The 16,999-nt window shown below is 70.6% G+C and carries 17 protein-coding genes; 7 read left to right on the top strand and 10 right to left on the bottom strand.

The window, feature by feature from the left end; all coding sequences use genetic code 11:
* Positions 1-74 precede the first annotated feature (74 nt).
* Positions 75-569, top strand: coding sequence for a hypothetical protein (locus tag ACIP67_RS25180; RefSeq protein ID WP_401694824.1), 495 nt, complete (start codon positions 75-77; stop codon positions 567-569).
* Here ACIP67_RS25180 and ACIP67_RS25185 read toward each other — a convergent pair.
* Positions 522-728: a DUF397 domain-containing protein gene (locus ACIP67_RS25185; protein WP_401694826.1), complete on the bottom strand. Its 207-nt coding sequence runs from the start codon at positions 726-728 to the stop codon at positions 522-524. The two genes, ACIP67_RS25180 and ACIP67_RS25185, sit on opposite strands and share 48 nt — an antisense overlap.
* 11 nt (positions 729-739) lie before the next feature.
* Positions 740-1,597: a helix-turn-helix domain-containing protein gene (locus tag ACIP67_RS25190; protein WP_401694828.1), complete on the bottom strand. Its 858-nt coding sequence runs from the start codon at positions 1,595-1,597 to the stop codon at positions 740-742.
* Between the two features lie 243 nt (positions 1,598-1,840).
* On the opposite strand from ACIP67_RS25190, the gene ACIP67_RS25195 reads away from it, so the two are divergent.
* Positions 1,841-2,248: an ATP-binding protein gene (locus ACIP67_RS25195; protein WP_401694830.1), complete on the top strand. Its 408-nt coding sequence runs from the start codon at positions 1,841-1,843 to the stop codon at positions 2,246-2,248.
* 85 nt (positions 2,249-2,333) lie between these two features.
* Here ACIP67_RS25195 and ACIP67_RS25200 read toward each other — a convergent pair whose 3' ends face one another.
* Complete coding sequence (locus ACIP67_RS25200; RefSeq protein ID WP_401694832.1) at positions 2,334-3,491, bottom strand: acyl-CoA dehydrogenase; 1,158 nt, start codon at positions 3,489-3,491, stop codon at positions 2,334-2,336.
* Positions 3,492-3,696: 205 nt separating this feature from the next.
* Between ACIP67_RS25200 and ACIP67_RS25205 the strand changes: the two genes are divergently transcribed.
* Both ACIP67_RS25205 and ACIP67_RS25210 read left to right on the top strand, forming a co-directional pair.
* On the top strand, positions 3,697-5,040 hold the full coding sequence (locus ACIP67_RS25205; protein ID WP_401694835.1) for a UDP-glucose dehydrogenase family protein: 1,344 nt from the start codon (positions 3,697-3,699) through the stop codon (positions 5,038-5,040).
* A gap of 385 nt (positions 5,041-5,425) precedes the next feature.
* Complete coding sequence (locus tag ACIP67_RS25210) at positions 5,426-5,821, top strand: VOC family protein (RefSeq protein WP_401694837.1); 396 nt, start codon at positions 5,426-5,428, stop codon at positions 5,819-5,821.
* 208 nt (positions 5,822-6,029) lie between these two features.
* Here the strand turns inward: ACIP67_RS25210 and ACIP67_RS25215 are convergent, their stop codons facing one another.
* From ACIP67_RS25215 to ACIP67_RS25225, 3 genes are read right to left on the bottom strand one after another with little or no spacing between them, the layout of a single operon-like run.
* A complete protein-coding gene (locus ACIP67_RS25215; protein ID WP_401694839.1) occupies positions 6,030-7,217 on the bottom strand; it encodes a dipeptidase in 1,188 nt (395 codons plus the stop codon).
* Positions 7,214-7,738, bottom strand: a complete 525-nt coding sequence (gene purE, locus ACIP67_RS25220) for a 5-(carboxyamino)imidazole ribonucleotide mutase (RefSeq protein ID WP_401694841.1) — start codon at positions 7,736-7,738, stop codon at positions 7,214-7,216. The genes ACIP67_RS25215 and purE overlap by 4 nt, the downstream gene beginning before the upstream one ends.
* Entirely contained in the window at positions 7,735-8,874 is a 1,140-nt protein-coding gene (locus tag ACIP67_RS25225) for a 5-(carboxyamino)imidazole ribonucleotide synthase (RefSeq protein ID WP_401694844.1), read from the bottom strand. Before ACIP67_RS25225 ends, purE begins: the two co-directional genes overlap by 4 nt.
* A gap of 212 nt (positions 8,875-9,086) precedes the next feature.
* On the opposite strand from ACIP67_RS25225, the gene ACIP67_RS25230 reads away from it, so the two are divergent.
* A complete protein-coding gene (locus ACIP67_RS25230) occupies positions 9,087-9,611 on the top strand; it encodes a GtrA family protein (RefSeq protein ID WP_401694846.1) in 525 nt (174 codons plus the stop codon).
* A 196-nt stretch (positions 9,612-9,807) separates the two neighbouring features.
* Here the strand turns inward: ACIP67_RS25230 and ACIP67_RS25235 are convergent, their stop codons facing one another.
* Together ACIP67_RS25235 and ACIP67_RS25240 are read right to left on the bottom strand one after the other, a co-directional pair.
* Positions 9,808-11,082, bottom strand: coding sequence for an ATP-binding protein (locus ACIP67_RS25235; RefSeq protein WP_401694848.1), 1,275 nt, complete (start codon positions 11,080-11,082; stop codon positions 9,808-9,810).
* 192 nt (positions 11,083-11,274) lie between these two features.
* Positions 11,275-11,952 carry a response regulator transcription factor gene (locus ACIP67_RS25240; RefSeq protein ID WP_135787585.1) on the bottom strand — a complete coding sequence of 226 codons (678 nt, stop codon included), beginning with the start codon at positions 11,950-11,952 and terminating at the stop codon, positions 11,275-11,277.
* A gap of 513 nt (positions 11,953-12,465) precedes the next feature.
* On the opposite strand from ACIP67_RS25240, the gene ACIP67_RS25245 reads away from it, so the two are divergent.
* Positions 12,466-13,962 (top strand): oligopeptide:H+ symporter, encoded by a 1,497-nt coding sequence (locus ACIP67_RS25245; protein WP_401694851.1) that lies wholly within the window; start codon positions 12,466-12,468, stop codon positions 13,960-13,962.
* A 440-nt stretch (positions 13,963-14,402) separates the two neighbouring features.
* Here ACIP67_RS25245 and ACIP67_RS25250 read toward each other — a convergent pair whose 3' ends face one another.
* Together ACIP67_RS25250 and ACIP67_RS25255 are read right to left on the bottom strand one after the other, a co-directional pair.
* Complete coding sequence (locus ACIP67_RS25250; protein ID WP_401694853.1) at positions 14,403-14,885, bottom strand: ATP-binding protein; 483 nt, start codon at positions 14,883-14,885, stop codon at positions 14,403-14,405.
* 449 nt (positions 14,886-15,334) lie between these two features.
* Complete coding sequence (locus tag ACIP67_RS25255) at positions 15,335-15,712, bottom strand: STAS domain-containing protein (protein WP_401694855.1); 378 nt, start codon at positions 15,710-15,712, stop codon at positions 15,335-15,337.
* Between the two features lie 248 nt (positions 15,713-15,960).
* Between ACIP67_RS25255 and ACIP67_RS25260 the strand changes: the two genes are divergently transcribed.
* Complete coding sequence (locus tag ACIP67_RS25260) at positions 15,961-16,896, top strand: RNA polymerase sigma factor SigF (protein ID WP_401694857.1); 936 nt, start codon at positions 15,961-15,963, stop codon at positions 16,894-16,896.
* Positions 16,897-16,999: the final 103 nt, after the last annotated feature.

A 16,999-nucleotide genomic window follows, 5' to 3' on the forward strand; every position in this document is an offset into this window, starting at 1 on the left:
CCCGCCAGTCGGGCCGGGCACACACCCGTCCCTGGGCCCGGTCCGGCTGGAACACCTCGGAACGGGAACAACTGGTGCATCACCACGGCTATCTATGGACCGGTCCCAAAGAGCGCTTCGACCAGGAAGCACTACGACGCCCCCCGTACCCTGCTCCGCCCCCTGCCGGAAGCAGGCCGGAACTGATTCAGCGGTACCGCGAGGTAGCCACAGAGTTCCCCACCTCTGATCTGCCGCCGCTGGAAACGGCGTACTGGCTGATCAAACCGCCTTCTTTGGTTTGTGGCACATGGGACGAGGCGAAGGAAGCGGCGTCGTGGCTCGGAGAACGGTTGGCCGAGTACGCGCACCGGTTCACCCACGACAGGGACCGCGACACCTCCCATCTGGCGGCACTGGCCATTTCCATTGCGGCACAGTTGGAATCAGGGGCTGACGTGTCACTTGGCTTCTACCTCGAACGCCCCTCGTACCTTTCACTGGCACTGGTGACCTGCTCCCCCAACCGATCAATGCCGCAGCTACAGAACCGTTTCCGTCAATCGCTCACAGAGCGGAGACCGCAGTAGGGCATGCAGGCAGGCCGGTGTAGTGCGGAGTGCGGTGGCCGGCGCGTCTGACTCACGCAGCAGCAGTGCATCGAGAGCTGCGGCGACTTCCACGCAGTCCCGGTTGGCGTCGTCACCGGAGAAGCTGGACTTCTGCCACTTGCGTTCCTGCACGTGCACCTCGCTCCCGCTCAGAGCCGCTGAGCCAGGCTCCGGATGAGGTTCAGCGACGGCCCGGGGCCAAGGGCCGCAGCCCTCAGCTGGTCGAACATGAGTTTATACGCCGCCACTTGATCGTCGTCTTCCACGTACAAGGTGGAGACAGCGGTCTCGGTTCGCACTACGTCCGACTCGGGGTCCGGCAGACCCACGATACCGAAGGGGCCGTTCACGCCTCGGTGTGAGTCTGTCGTGTACGGCAGCACCTGGACCGTCACGCGCTCTCGCTGGGCCATACAGATGAGATGGGCAAGCTGGTCCCGCATCACCTCCGGTCCACCAAACCTGCCGTGCAGCACGGCTTCATAGAGGACGACCTGGAGTTCCGGTGCCCGTTCGCCGTCGCCCAGGACTCTCTGGCGGAGCATCCGTCCGCGTACGTGTTCCTCCAATTCGTCATCAGGTACGCCAAGGCGGCCCCGCCTGAAGAGCACCCGCATGTACTCCGGGGTCTGCAACAGGCCGGGGACCAGGATGGTCTCCCAGGAGTGCAGGGCGTCCGCCTTCGACTCCATCTCGATCAAGTCGGCGAATCCCCCGCTGAGGACATCGCCGTAACGGTTCCACCAATTGCGCCGTCGCCCTTCGCGCGCCATGTCGGCCAGCGCTTGGCCAAGGCGGTCGTCCGTCACGCCGTATGCCTGCAGCAGCGCCTTGAGCTCGGCGGCGCGGATGCCGTTCAGGCCCGTCTCGATCCGGCTGATCTTCGCCTTGCCGCACTCCAGCACTTGGGCGGCCGTGTCGATCGAGAGGCCCGCTCCTTCACGCAGCTTCCGCAGCTCGGCGCCCAGGCGCTTCTGGCGAATGGTCGGGTTCTTCCGTGGCGGCATACGGAACGTCCTAGCAGTTCCGCCGCCATTCTCACCGGAGGAACGGGTCACTTAGCCAGAAAGAGTCATTCCAAGGGGGAACGCTGCACCTTCTCCTTCCGCATCGCTAACGTCGTACACCGAGCGCTCCCCCACACCTCTCACGGCCCCCGGAAGGCACCGCCTCCGCACTCCATGCGGTGGCCGGCGGAGCCACCGCGTGAGTGGGCGTGTTCCAACCGTTCCAAAGAGAGAAGTGCAACGATGAGACAACCTCCTGCCCCGCTCTCCGACGGCCCCTGGGAGTACCAGCTCACCCTCCCCCACCACGCCATCGGCTCCGGCGTCGCACGCAGTACCGTCCGCTCGATCCTCACCCGCCACTTCCTGCCCGGCCTGGCCGACACCGCCGAACTGCTGACCAGCGAGTTGTGCGCCAACGCGTACCGCTATGCCAGCGGGCCCGCGACCGTGGGCGTGCGCTGGGACGACGGTACGCTTCACGTCAGCGTGCGGGACAGCAGTGACGTACTGCCGTGTCCGGCGGATGGAGACAGCGAAGGGGAGGGCGGGCGCGGCCTACTGCTCGTCAGGCGGTGCGCCCATGCCTGGGGCAGTCACACCGCTCCCACAAGGGACGGGAAAGTCACCTGGTTCGAGCTGCGACAGTGACCGGGCCAGGCGGCATACGCACTTCGCCCTCCGCCCGCAGGTCCGAAGACAGGCGGGGCGGAGGGCGACAGCGCCTTGGAGACCCTTATGGCAGGTTCCTGGCCATCACGATCCGCTGGACTTGGTTCGTGCCTTCATAAATCTGCGTGATCTTGGCGTCGCGCATCATGCGCTCGACCGGGTAGTCGCGGGTGTAGCCGTAGCCGCCGAGGAGCTGGACGGCGTCCGTGGTGACCTCCATCGCCGCGTCCGAGGCGAAGCACTTGGCGGCGGCGCCCTGGAAGGTGAGGTCGCTGTCTCCGCGCTCGGACTTGGCCGCGGCGGCGTAGGTGAGCTGGCGGGCGGCCTCGATCTTCATGGCCATGTCGGCGAGCATGAACTGGATGCCCTGGAAGTCGGCGATCGGCCGGCCGAACTGCTTGCGCTCCTGGACATAGCCCTTGGCGTAGTCGAAGGCGCCCTGGGCGACGCCGAGGGCCTGGGCGGCGATGGTGATGCGGGTGTGGTCGAGGGTCTTCATCGCCGTGGCGAAGCCGGTGCCCTCCTCGCCGATCATGCGGTCGGCGGGGATGCGGACGTTGTCGAAGTAGACCTCGCGGGTCGGGGAGCCCTTGATGCCGAGCTTCTTCTCCGGGGCGCCGAAGGACACCCCCGGGTCGGACTTCTCGACGACGAAGGCGGAGATGCCCTTCGAGCGCTTCTCGGGGTCCGTCACCGCCATGACCGTGTAGTACTCGGAGACGCCCGCGTTGGTGATCCAGCGCTTCACGCCGTCGAGGACCCAGTGGTCGCCGTCACGGACCGCCTTGGTCCTCATGCCCGCCGCGTCCGAACCGGCCTCCGGCTCGGAGAGGCAGTAGGAGAACATGGCGTCGCCCTTGGCGAGCGGGGTCAGGTACCGCTTCTTCAGGTCCTCGGAGCCGGAGAGGATCACCGGCAGGGAGCCCAGCTTGTTCACCGCGGGGATGAGCGAGGACGACACACAGGCACGGGCGACCTCCTCGATCACGATCACCGTGGCGAGCGCGTCGGCGCCCGCGCCGCCGTACGACTCGGGTACGTGCACGGCGTGCAGGTCGTTCGCGACGAGCGCGTCGAGGGCCTCCTGCGGGAAGCGGGCCTCCTCGTCCACCGCGGCGGCGTACGGCGCGATCTTCGCCTCGGCCAGCGAGCGGACGGCGTCGCGGAGCATGTCGTGCTCCTCGGACGGGCGGTACAGGTCGAAGTCAGCCGATCCGGCCAAGGTCTCTCACGCTCCAAAACACTGGGGTGATCTCGCTAATTACCGTTAAGTAACTCAAAGTTTAGGGGGCTGCTCACAGGAGTGTCACGTGAGCTTGACGACAGGGGGGAGAGCACGGGAGAACTGCCCGGTGAGAGGCTCCCTCACGCCCCGACTATGCTCGGGCGCGCCATCCTGATCCCCGTCCAGCCCAGGAGCTGCCCCCATGGCCCTCAAGATCACCGTGATCGGCACCGGTTATCTCGGCGCCACGCACGCCGCGGCCATGGCCGAGCTGGGCTTCGAGGTCCTCGCGCTCGACGTCGTGCGCGAGAAGATCGAGATGCTGGAGCGGGGCGAGACCCCGATGTACGAGCCGGGGCTCGAGGAACTGCTGCGCCGGCACGTCCCGGGCTTCGAGGGGTCCACCGGACGCCTGCGCTTCACCCAGGACTGGGCGGAGGTCGGCGCCTTCGGCGACGTCCACTTCGTCTGCGTCAACACGCCGCAGAAGCACGGTGAGTACGCCTGCGACATGTCGTACGTCGAGTCCGCGATCGCCTCCCTCGCCCCGCATCTGCACGGGCCGGCCCTCGTCGTCGGCAAGTCGACCGTGCCCGTGGGCTCCGCCGACCGGCTCGCCCGCACCATCGCCGGGCTGGCCCCGGCGGGTGCGGACGCCGAGCTGGCGTGGAACCCGGAGTTCCTGCGCGAGGGCTACGCCGTGTCGGACACGCTGCACCCGGACCGGATCGTCGTCGGTGTGCGCAGCGAGCGGGCCGAGAAGGTGCTGCGGGAGGTGTACGCCACGCCGATCGGCGAGGGCTCGCCGTTCGTCGTCACCGACTTCCCGACCGCCGAGCTGGTGAAGACCGCCGCGAACTCCTTCCTCGCCACCAAGATCTCCTTCATCAACGCCATGGCGGAGGTGTGCGAGGCCGCCGACGGCGACGTCGCCAAGCTGGCGGAGGCCATCGGGCACGACGACCGGATCGGCAAGAAGTTCCTGCGGGCGGGGATCGGCTTCGGCGGCGGCTGCCTGCCCAAGGACATCCGGGCGTTCATGGCGCGTGCCGGCGAGCTGGGAGCCGACCAGGCGCTGACCTTCCTGCGCGAGATCGACTCGATCAACATGCGCCAGCGCGGGCAGATGGTGGAGCTGGCCCGGCAGGCCCTGGGCGGCGGTCCCTTCCTGGGCCGCCGGGTCGCCGTGCTGGGCGCGACGTTCAAGCCGGACTCGGACGACGTCCGCGACTCGCCGGCGCTGAACGTCGCCGGCCAGATCCACCTCCAGGGCGGCCAGGTGACCGTCTACGACCCGAAGGGCATGGCGAACGCCCGCCGGGTCTTCCCCACCCTCGGCTACGCCGACACGGCCCTGGAGGCGGTGCGGGGCGCCGACGTCGTCCTGCACCTGACCGAGTGGCGGGAGTTCCGTGAGCTCGACCCGGCGGTGCTCGGGGAGGTCGCGGCCGCCCGGGTGCTCCTGGACGGGCGCAACGCGCTCGACCCGCAGCTGTGGCGGAAGGCCGGCTGGACGTACCGGGCGATGGGCCGCCCGACCGCCTGACGGACCGACCGCCCGACGGACCGGCCGCCCGACGGACCGGCCGCCCGACGGGACCGGCCGCCCGACGGGACCGGCCGCCCGACGGGACCGGCCGCTCGGCGTGCGGTGGCGGACGGACGACGCCGGTTCGGCCGAGGCTCAGTCGGCCGAACCGGCGTACGCGTGCATTCTGCCGCACCCGGGTGGTCCGCGCGGTGTGAACTCCCTCTGGGGCACGGCTGTAGGTCACGGTCGTGGCTCATGGCTGTGGAGTCACGTTTGTGAACTCACGGTTGTGGCTCACGGCTGTGGACTCACGGTTGTGGCTCACGGCTGTGGGTTACCGAGCGCGCACGGCTGGGCACCCGTGTCCTCGTCCGTCCGCCGGCCATCGAGGAGGCTGCCCATGGCACCCGTCGTCCGTGTCCGTTCCGTCGTGCTCGACTGCCCCGACCCGCAGGCGCTCGCCGGCTTCTACGCGGCCCTGCTGGGCGGCACGCCGGATGCCGAGGAGGGGGACGACTGGGTCGTCCTCGAGGTACCCGGAGGCCCCCGGCTCTCCTTCCAGCAGGTGGCGGACCTCACCCCGCCCGAGTGGCCGCGGGGCGACCGCAACGCCCAGCAGTTCCACCTCGACCTCGACGCCGGTGCCACCTGGGAGGAGTTCGACGCGGTGCACGAGCGGGTGGTGGCGCTGGGCGCACGGCCCCTGGACCTGGAGGACCGGGAGAAGAAGGACTTCCAGGTGTACGCCGATCCGGCGGGGCACCCGTTCTGCCTGTGCCGGATCGAGCGTCCGTGAGCGGGCGCAGGTGAGCTCAGGCCGGTGACCGGACGCCGGTGACCGGAGGCCGCCGGTGGTACGGGCGGCGTGCCCGGGGTCGGGGGTACGGGTCCCGTCACCGGCGTCCGTGAGCGGGGCGGCGGCCGGACGCGCCGACCGGTCCGCCCCGTGTCGGTAGCGGCCCCGTGCGGGCCGGTGCGGGCCGGTCCGCCCCGCGCGGGCCGGGTCAGCCGTCCAGCGACTCGATCGTCGCGTTCGACGGGCCGCGCGTCGACTGGAGGCCACGGGCCACGTCCTCCGCCGCGCCCAGGACCCGCACCGCGTTCTGCCAGGTCAGCTTGGCGAGGTCGGTCCTGGACCAGCCGCGGTCGAGGAGTTCGGCGATGAGGTTCGGGTAGCCGGAGACGTCGTTCAGACCCTCGGGGGTGAAGGCCGTGCCGTCGTAGTCGCCGCCGATGCCGAGGTGGTCGACGCCGGCCGCCTCGCGCATGTGGTCCAGGTGGTCGGCGACCGTGGCGACCGTGGCGGTCGGGCGCGGCCGGCGCTCCTGGAAGGCGCGGTGGACCGCCATCGCCTCCGCGGTGGTGTCGAGCGGGTGGAAGCCGTGGGCGCGCATGTTCGCCTCGGCCTCGGCCGTCCAGTCCACGGCCGCCTGGAGCACGAACTTCGGCACGAACGTCACCATCGCGACGCCGCCGTTGGCGGGCAGCCGCTCCAGGACGTCGTCGGGGATGTTGCGCGGGTGGTCGCAGACGGCCCGGGAGGAGGAGTGGGAGAAGATCACCGGCGCGGAGGTCGCGTCCAGCGCGTCCCGCATCGTCGTCGCCGCCACGTGGGAGAGGTCGACGAGCATGCCGAGCCGGTTCATCTCCCGCACGACCTCGCGGCCGAACGCCGTCAGCCCGCCGGCCCTCGGCTCGTCGGTCGCGGAGTCCGCCCAGTCGACGTTGTCGTTGTGGGTGAGCGTCAGGTAGCGCACACCGAGCGCGTACAGGCCGCGCAGGGTGCCCAGGGAGTTGGCGATGGAGTGGCCGCCCTCGGCGCCCATGAGGGAGGCGATACGGCCCTCCGCACGGGCCGCCTCGACGTCGGCGGCGGTGAGCGCGGCGCGCAGGTCACCGGGGTGGCGGTCGATGAGCCGCCGTACGCAGTCGATCTGCTCCAGTGTCGCCGGGACCGCGTCGGGCTGGTCCGCGCGCACGTACACCGACCAGTACTGCGCGCCGACCCCGCCCTCCCGCAGGCGGGGGATGTCGGTGTGCAGGTGGGCGCGCTGGTCGACGGCGACGTCCCGGGCGTCGAGGTCGTAGCGGACCTGCTCGCGCAGCGCCCAGGGCAGGTCGTTGTGCCCGTCGACGACCGGGAACTCGCGCAGCAGCTCGCGGGCCTCCTCCAGCCTGGCCACGGCCGTCACTTCCCGAAGCCGAAGCCGTTGCCGGCGCCCTCGACCTTGGCGCGCAGCCGCTTGCCCTTCTCGGTGGCCTGGTCGTTGAGGTCCTGCTGGAAGTCGCGCATGCGGGCCAGGAGGTCCTCGTCGTGGGCGGCCAGGATGCGGGCGGCGAGCAGGCCGGCGTTGCGGGCGCCGGCGACGGAGACCGTGGCGACCGGCACACCGGCCGGCATCTGCACGATCGACAGCAGGGAGTCCATGCCGTCGAGGTACTTCAGCGGCACGGGCACGCCGATGACCGGCAGCGGGGTGACGGAGGCGAGCATGCCGGGGAGGTGGGCGGCGCCGCCGGCGCCCGCGATGATCACCTTCAGCCCCCGGTCGGCCGCCTGCTCGCCGTACGCCACCATCTCGCGCGGCATGCGGTGCGCGGAGACGACGTCGACCTCGTAGCCGATCTCGAACTCGTCGAGGGCCTTGGCGGCGGCCTCCATGACGGGCCAGTCGCTGTCCGATCCCATGACGATGCCTACGACAGGGCTCATTCGGTGATCGTGCCTCTCAGGTAGCCGGCAGCGTGACGGGCGCGCTCCAGCACGTCGTCCAGGTCGTCGCCGTAGGTGTTGACGTGGCCGACCTTGCGGCCGGGCTTCACGTCCTTGCCGTACATGTGGATCTTGAGCTGCGGGTCGCGGGCCATGCAGTGCAGGTACGCGGAGTACATGTCCGGGTAGTCGCCGCCCAGGACGTTGACCATGACCGTCCACGGGGCGCGCGGGCGCGGGTCGCCCAGCGGCAGGTCGAGGACCGCGCGGACGTGGTTGGCGAACTGGCTGGTGACCGCGCCGTCCATGGACCAGTGGCCCGAGTTGTGCGGGCGCATCGCGAGCTCGTTGACGAGGATGCGGCCGTCGCGGGTCTGGAACAGCTCCACGGCGAGGTGGCCGACGACGCCGAGTTCCTTGGCGATGGTCAGGGCCATCTCCTCGGCCTGGAGCGCGAGGGACTCGTCGAGGCCGGGCGCCGGGGCGACGACCGTGTCGCAGACGCCGTTGACCTGCTGGGACTCCACCACCGGGTAGGCGACGGCCTGGCCGTGCGGGGAGCGGACGACGTTGGCGGCGAGTTCGCGCAGGTAGTCGACCTTCTCCTCGGCGATGACCGGCACGCCGGCCCGGAAGGGGTCGGCGGCCTCCTCGGCGGAGTCGACGACCCACACGCCCTTGCCGTCGTAGCCGCCGCGGACGGTCTTGAGGACGACGGGGAATCCCTCGCCCTCCGCGGCGAAAGCCGCCACGTCCTGCGGGTCGCTCACGAGGCGGTGGCGCGGGCACGGCACACCGATCTCGGTGAGCTTCGCGCGCATCACGCCCTTGTCCTGGGCGTGCACGAGCGCGTCGGGGCCCGGGCGGACGGGGATGCCCTCCGCCTCCAGGGCCCGTAGGTGCTCGGTGGGTACGTGTTCGTGATCGAAGGTGATCACATCGCACCCCCGCGCGAAATCACGCAGGGTGTCCAGGTCGCGGTAGTCGCCTATGACGACATCGCTCACCACCTGGGCCGCGGAATCCTGGGGAGTGTCACTGAGAAGCTTGAACCTGATGCCCAACGGGATGCCCGCCTCGTGTGTCATCCGAGCGAGCTGACCCCCGCCGACCATGCCGACTACCGGGAATGTCACGCCCCTAGGGTATCGGCCACGCCAGACGGCCGGATTCCGCGCCTCTCCGGAGGTCCACCGCCGCCGCTCCCCCGGCACTCTCACGGCACTCCGGCGGCACTCCGGCGGTCCGCTCACGGATCTCGTGAGGCGCACCACAGGAAACCTGCAAGGGGGGTGGTTAGCATGGCTGGGTTGACGAAACCGACACCCGGACGGGGGCCTGTACGGCCATGGCACAAGGTTCCTCGGATGGTTCCACGGGGGATGGGCGGCTGCGGAGAATAGCCCGCGAGCTCGTCCGGTTCGGCGCCGTCGGCGGAGCGGGCCTCCTGGTCAACCTCGCCGTGTTCAACTTCGTGCGGCACGTCACCGATCTGCCGGTGGTGCGGGCCAGCGTCATCGCGACCGTCGTCGCCATCGTCTTCAACTACGTCGGGTTCCGCTACTTCGCGTACCGCGAGCGCGACAAGAGCGGGCGGACGCGTGAGCTGACCCTGTTCCTGCTGTTCAGCGCGGCAGGACTGGTCATCGAGAACGGGCTGCTGTTCCTGGCCACGTACGGCTTCGGGTGGGACGGCCGGCTCCAGAGCAACGTGTTCAAGTTTCTCGGCATCGGCGTCGCCACGCTGTTCCGGTTCTGGTCGTACCGGACGTGGGTGTTCCGGGCGATTCCGGTGCGGGAGGCCGTGGCGGGGGCGGAGTCGGTGCTGGCGGCGGAGGCGCGGCAGCCGCAGCCGACGCAGCAGGTGAGCTGAGCGGGCGGCACCGCACCACGTGACCGGCACCTCACCACGTGACCAGCGCCTCACCACGTGACCAGCGCCTCACCACGTGACCAGCGCCTCACCACGTGACCAGCGCCTCACCACCTGACCGGCACCTCACCACGTGACCGGCACCACACCGCGTGACCGGCACCGCACCTCACCGGCACCGCACCTCACCGGCGCCTCAGCGCACCGTCGGCTCGTCCGCGGCGGACGTCTTCTTCTCCGGAGCCGTCCGGGACAGGAACAGGCCGAAGACCGGGGGCTGGGCCTGGAGCATCTCCAGGCGGCCGCCGTCGGCCTCGGCGAGGTCGCGGGCGACGGCGAGGCCGATGCCGGTGGAGTTGCGGCCGCTGATGGCCCGCTCGAAGATACGGGCGCCGAGGTCGGCGGGGACGCCGGGGCCCTCGTCGGTGACCTCGATGACGGCCTGGTTGCCGGTGACGCGGGTGCGCAGGGCGACGGTGCCGCCGCCGTGCATGAGGGAGTTCTCGATCAGCGCCGCCAGCACCTGGGCGACCGCGCCCGGGGTGCCCACCGCCTGGAGGTGGCGCTTGCCGGAGCTGACGATCGCCCGGCCCGCGCTGCGGTAGGCGGGGCGCCACTCGGCGAGCTGCTGCTGGATGACCTCGTCGAGGTCGAAGGTGACGGCGGAGCCGGTGCGGGGGTCGCGCGAGTTCGTCAGCAGGCGCTCGACCACGTCCGTGAGGCGTTCCACCTGGGTGAGCGCGATGGTCGCCTCCTCCTTCACCGTGTCCGGGTCGTCGGTGACGGTGATCTCCTCCAGCCGCATGGACAGCGCGGTCAGGGGCGTCCGCAGCTGGTGGGAGGCGTCCGCGGCGAGGCGTCGCTCGGCGGTGAGCATACGGGCGATGCGTTCGGCGGAGGCGTCGAGGACGTCCGCGACCCGGTCCAGCTCGGGGACGCCGTAGCGCTTGTGGCGGGGGCGCGGGTCGCCGGAACCGAGGCGTTCGGCGGTCTCGGCGAGGTCGGTGAGGGGGGAGGCCAGCCGGTTGGCCTGGCGGATGGCGAGGAGCACCGCGGCGATCACCGCGAGCAGCGCCACCAGCCCGATGATCAGCAGGGTGCGGCCGACCTCGCGCGTCACGGAGGAGCGCGGCTCCTCTATGACGACCGTCTCGCCCTCCTCGCCCCGCGCCCTGCCGCGGATGACGTCGCCCTCGGGCCGGGTGCCGACCTCGATGGCCCGCTGCCCGGGGATGCGGATCACGGCGTAGCGGTCCTGGGTGACCTGGTCGCGGAGCACCTCCGCGTCGACGGTCCCGGCGCCCAGCAGCCGGCTGTCCACGATGCTGGCGAGCCGGGCCGCCTCCAGCTCGACCCGCTCCTGCGCGCTGTTGCTGATCGTGCGCGTCTCGACGATGACCAGCGACACGCCGAAGACGGCGATCACGACGAGGACCACGGCGAGGGTGGACTGGATCAGACGGCGACGCACTGGGATCTCCGGACGGTGACGCTACGGGACGGTGTGGGCGACCCCGCCCAGGGGTGCGGGGAACCGTGCGACCGGCCGGTCACGTGCCCGCACCCGCGATGCGGCACGGGTGTCGGCACCCGTGCCGCATCGCGGGTGCGGGCGCCGGCGGCCGTGTCGCGCGTCGGCGCGGGTCCCGCCGGGCACGGCCGTTCAGCTCTTCTCGAAGCGGAACCCGACTCCGCGCACGGTGGCGATGTAGCGGGGGTTGGCCGCGTCGTCGCCGAGTTTCTTGCGCAGCCAGGAGATGTGCATGTCCAGCGTCTTGGTCGACGACCACCACGTGGTGTCCCAGACCTCGCGCATCAACTGGTCCCGGGTGACGACCCGGCCGGCGTCCCGGACGAGGACCCGCAGCAGGTCGAACTCCTTGGCGGTGAGCTGGAGCTCCTCCTCGCCCATCCAGGCGCGGTGCGACTCGACGTCGATGCGCACGCCGTGGGTGGCCGGCGGCTGCTGGGGCTCGGCGGAGCCGCGCCGCAGCAGGGCCCGGACGCGCGCGAGCAGTTCGGCCAGCCGGAAGGGCTTGGTGACGTAGTCGTCGGCGCCCGCGTCCAGGCCGACGACGGTGTCCACCTCGTCGGCGCGCGCGGTGAGGATCAGGATCGGCACGGCGTGGCCGTCGGCGCGCAGCCGGCGGGCCACCTCCAGACCGTCCATACCGGGCAGGCCGAGGTCCAGCACGACGAGGTCGACACCGCCCTGGAGGCCGGCGTCGAGCGCGGACGGTCCGTCCTCCCGCACCTCGACCTCGTACCCTTCCCGGCGCAGTGCGCGGGCCAGCGGCTCCGAGATGGACGCGTCGTCCTCGGCGAGCAGTACACGGGTCATGAGCCGATGGTAGTCCGCACGGGACGGGGCCAGAGGTGTGACGGCCGACCCGGCCTCTTACCCAGGGACATGACGGACATTCACCCCGCACGACACGACGGATCATGGTCCGGACCTGAGGTCCGGAGATGTCATCCTGGTATGGACCTTGAAAAGTGACCTCTGGTTCCTGGATCACCTGTGATCCGTGTCTCAAGTCCTTCCATATCCGGCACTGTCCTGCCGTATGGTGAAAGGACGCCTGTAGCACCGCGGGGACCCTTGGCGCTCGACGACTTGACGCCGGGGGTCTCTTTTGTGTGCGGGCTGGTTCTCACCAGCCTTGGAAAGGAACGACCTGTGGCCGGGCCCCCTGCGCGGGGGCGTGGATCCCGGTGGTCGCCGTCCGCCGTTCCGAGACCCGGAGCGGACTCCCCGTGGGCGTGCGGGGTGGGCGGGCCGAACGCCGGTGCCGGCCGCCCCCACCGGGCGCGTAACGCTCCACTCATGCGTCCCGACCAGCAAGGAACGACCATGGCGTCCAGCCTGACGAAGGACTCGGTCCGTCCGGGCACCCCCGGCTCCGGGAAGACCTTCTTCGGCCACCCCCGCGGACTGGCCACTCTCTTCATGACCGAGATGTGGGAGCGTTTCTCCTACTACGGCATGAGGGCTCTGCTCCCGCTGTACCTCGTCGCCCCGGGCGGGCTGCACCTGAACGCGGCCGCCGCGACCGCGATCTACTCGGTGTACGTCTCGCTGGTGTACCTGCTCGCCATGCCGGGCGGCTGGTTCGGCGACCGGGTCTGGGGACCGCGCAAAACCGTCGCCGTCGCCGGCGCGGTCATCATGCTCGGCCACCTCACGCTGGCGCTGCCCTCGTCGGGCACGTTCTACGCGGGCCTCGGTCTGGTCGCCATCGGCTCGGGTCTGCTGAAGGCCAACATCTCCACGATGGTCGGCCACTTGTACGACGGCCCGGACGACCCGCGCCGCGACGGTGGCTTCACCGTCTTCTACATGGGCATCAACCTGGGTGCCTTCGCCGCGCCGCTGATCATCGGCACCATCGGTGAGAACGTCAACTGGCACCTGGGCTTCGCGCTCGCCGCGCTCGGCATGGCCCTGGGCCTGGTCCAGTTCCTGATCGGCAGCCGCCACCTGGACGCGCGCTCCAGCGTCGTCCCGAAGCCGCTGTCCGCCGACGAGAAGGCCGCGACGCTGCGCAAGTCCGCGATCTGGGCCGCCGTCGCCGTCGTCTTCTACGCGATCGTCGGGTTCTCCGGCCACTACACCCTGAACTGGGTCCTGGTCCCGCTGACCCTGCTCGGCGTGATCATCCCGGTGATGGTGCTGGTCAACATCAAGCGGGACAAGGATCTCGACCGCGCCGAGCAGTCGAAGATGTCCGCGTACATCTGGTTCTTCGTCGCCGCGGCCGTCTTCTGGATGATCTACGACCAGGGCGGCTCGACCCTGTCGATCTTCGCCGACTCCTCGGCTGAGAACAGCGTGCTGGGCTGGGACTTCCCGGTCTCCTGGTACCAGTCGGTCAACCCGGTCCTGATCATGGCGCTGGCCCCGGTCTTCGCCTGGATCTGGCTGGCGCTCAACCGGCGCGGCAAGGAGCCGAGCACGATCGTGAAGTTCGCCTCGGGCCTGGTGCTGATCGGCGCGTCCTTCTTCCTCTTCATGGCCCCGCTGTCCATCGCGGAGGGCGGCCACAAGGCGGCGGCGCTGTGGCTGGTGGCGATCTACTTCGTGCAGACCGTCGGCGAGCTGACGCTCTCTCCGGTCGGCCTGTCGGTCACCACGAAGATGGCGCCCGCCAAGTACGCCTCGCAGATGATGGGTGTGTGGTTCCTGGCCGTCACCGCCGGTGACGCCACGACCGGTCTGCTCTCCATCGCCGGCGTCGACCTCAACAAGACGGGCATCGTCGCCCTCCAGGCCACGCTCGCCGTGGTCGCCGGTGTCGCGGTCTGGATGTACCGCAACAGGGTCAAGGAGCTCATGGGCGACGTCCACTGACGTCCGGCCACGGCCTCACGGAGGGCCGTCGCACCGACAGGGTGCGGCGGCCCTCCGGGCTTTTTCCGTCGTCTGCGTCGTGTGCCGCCCGCCGCCCCGACACTGACGGTGCGCCAGTACGCGTCGGGAGCGCGGGGAAGGAGGAGGGGGCACGCCGGAGGGTGCGGCTCAGCGGTGCGCGCGACTCGGACCGGGCGGCTCGGACGGCGGACAGGGCGGCGCGGCCGGCATCACTCGGGCAGGGCGGCTCGGACGGCGTCACCGGGGCAGGGCTGGGACCGGCCCGCGGCTCGGTCGTACGGCTCGGGCAGCGCGGCTCGGGCAGGGCGGCTCGGACGGCGTCACCGGGGCAGGGCTGGGACCGGCCCGCGGCTCGGTCGTACGGCTCGGGCAGGGCGACCCGGTCGTACGGCTCCGGCCGCGTGGCTCGGTCGGTGCCGCTACGCCGGAGCGCCGAGTTCGGCCCAGACCGTCTTGCCCGAGACACCCGGCGTCCGGACGACCCCCCAGTCCAGGGAGAGCCGCTGGACGATGAACATGCCGTGGCCGCCGGGGCGTCCGGCGCGGTGCGGGGTGCGGGGGGTCGGCTGGCCGGTGCCGCGGTCGGAGACCTCCACCCGGATGACCTTGTTGTCGCAGCCCAGGAAGAGCTGATCGGGGCCCTCGGCGTGCAGGCAGGCGTTGGTGACCAGTTCGGAGACGACGAGCAGCACGTCCTCGGCCGCGGCCCGCCGGTCGGCGGTCGCGGCGGGCAGCCAGCCCCACGCGTACAGCGCCTGGCGGGCGAAGTCGCGGGCGAGCGGGACCACACCGCTCTCGCCGTCCAAGCTCAGCCTGCGGACCTGACGACCCTCCGACGCCCCGGAAGCGCCGCTGGGCTCCGGGCCGCGGTCGCCCGGCGAACAGGGCCGGGTGGTGCTCATCAGCGCTTCACCTCACCGATTCACCAGTTCACGACGGACACGATGGACACGATGGACACGATTCGAGGTTCCCGGAGCGCACGAGCTCCCACGGGCACCGGATCCAGTACACACGGTCGACGGCCGTCGCACGGTCGGTCCGCTCATCCCGCCCCTCCTCGAGCTTGCGGAGCTCCTCGCGCTCCTCGTGCCGTACGTGGCGTACGGGCCGCACCACGCGCTGTGTCATCGACATGTTCAGGATGTCTCCTGCCCGACGGAACCGGCGGAACACCCCTCGTTCGCCCGCGGGTGAGCCGTCCCGTCCGCCCGGCCGTCCGTACGGCCGCCCCTCCCGCACCCCTTGCGCGCCCGCCCCGCGCGCCCCCGTACGCCCTTCGACGCGGGTGTGACGCGCGTAACATGCCATCCACGCGGGGCGTCGGGGAAGCCGGGGGCCACTCGCCGGGTCAGCCGGCGCCGTCGGCGAGGGCGGCCTCGACCGTGTCGTGCACGGTGAAGACGGCGTCCGCGCCGGTGATCTCGAAGACCCGGGCCACCACGGGCTGCATGCCCGCCAGGTGCACCGCGCCGCCGGCCGCCTCCGCCTTCAGGCGGGCGCCGAGCAGCACGTTGAGCCCGGTGGAGTCGCAGAACTCCAGCCGGGAACAGTCCACGACCAGTCGGCTCAGCCCCTTCTCGAGGCAGCCCTCGAGCGGCTCACGCAACAGGTCGGCCGTGTGGTGGTCGAGCTCACCCGCCGGTGTCACGACGGCGCTGGAGCCCTCTTCCCGCACCTCCACCAGAAGCCGGCCAGACTGTGCGCTGCCGACCGTCCCGCGGTCCATGCCGTGTCTCTCCCGAGGTCGTGACTGCTTGCTGACGCCCTCGAACACTACGCCTTCGATCCGCGCTCCAACAGCCGAACAATCACCCACAAACGGACATAACTCAACAAAACGCACTTGCGATCGATCGAGCAAAGCAGGTAGGGCTAGGAGGAACACGTACCCGACACGCCGGCTTCGGAGGCGCCGCACACCGTAGTGCACGCACTGGCTTCGGCAGCCATATGCCGAGAACGATGGAGGACATCATGTCATCCCGGCTCGACGCACCGCATACCCACAGGGCGACGTCGACACCCCCACCGGACCATCTGGATCCCATCGCACTTCTGGATCCCGTCGCACAGGACAGCGACGCCACCGCGGACCCCGCCGACGCGCTCGCCGGGCTCCCGGAGATCCCGCCGTACGACGAGGTCGGACCCGTCGACGCGCGGGCCCTGTCCAAGACCCTCTTCGAGCGGCTGGAGTCGCTGGAGGAGGGAACGTACGAGTACTCGTACGTCCGCAACACCCTCGTCGAGCTGAACCTCGCGCTGGTCAAGTTCGCGGCCTCCCGCTTCCGCTCCCGCAGCGAGCCGATGGAGGACATCATCCAGGTCGGGACGATCGGCCTGATCAAGGCGATCGACCGTTTCGAGCTGAGCCGGGGTGTGGAGTTCCCCACCTTCGCGATGCCAACCATCATCGGCGAGATCAAACGTTTCTTCCGTGACACCTCGTGGTCCGTGCGCGTCCCGCGCCGACTCCAGGAACTCCGCCTCGACCTGGCCAAGGCCGGGGATGAACTGGCCCAGAAGCTCGACCGCGCCCCCACCGTGGCCGAGCTGGCGGAACGTCTCGGCATCTCCAACGACGAGGTCGTCGAGGGCATGGCCGCCTCGAACGCGTACACCGCCTCCTCGCTGGACGCCCAGCCCGAGGACGACGACGCCGAGGGCACCCTCGCCGACCGCATCGGCTACGAGGACCACGGGCTGGAGGGCATCGAGTACGTCGAGTCCCTGAAGCCGCTGATCGCCGGGCTCCCGCACCGGGACCGGAAGATCCTCTCCCTGCGTTTCGTCGCCGGTCTGACCCAGTCGGAGATCGGTGACGAACTCGGCATCTCCCAGATGCACGTCTCACGACTGCTGTCGCGGACGCTGGTGCGGCTGCGCAAGGGCCTGACGCTGGAGGAGTGAGACCCGCCCGAGTCGGGAGACCGGAGTCCAGTGCGGTCCGCGCCCGGGTGAGCAGCAGGGGCTGCCCGCCCGGGCGCGGGCGTGCCCCCGGCACGAGGGCCGG

Origin of the sequence: Streptomyces sp. NPDC088812 (genome assembly GCF_044750285.1) — a bacterium.
Lineage (GTDB): Bacteria > Actinomycetota > Actinomycetes > Streptomycetales > Streptomycetaceae > Streptomyces.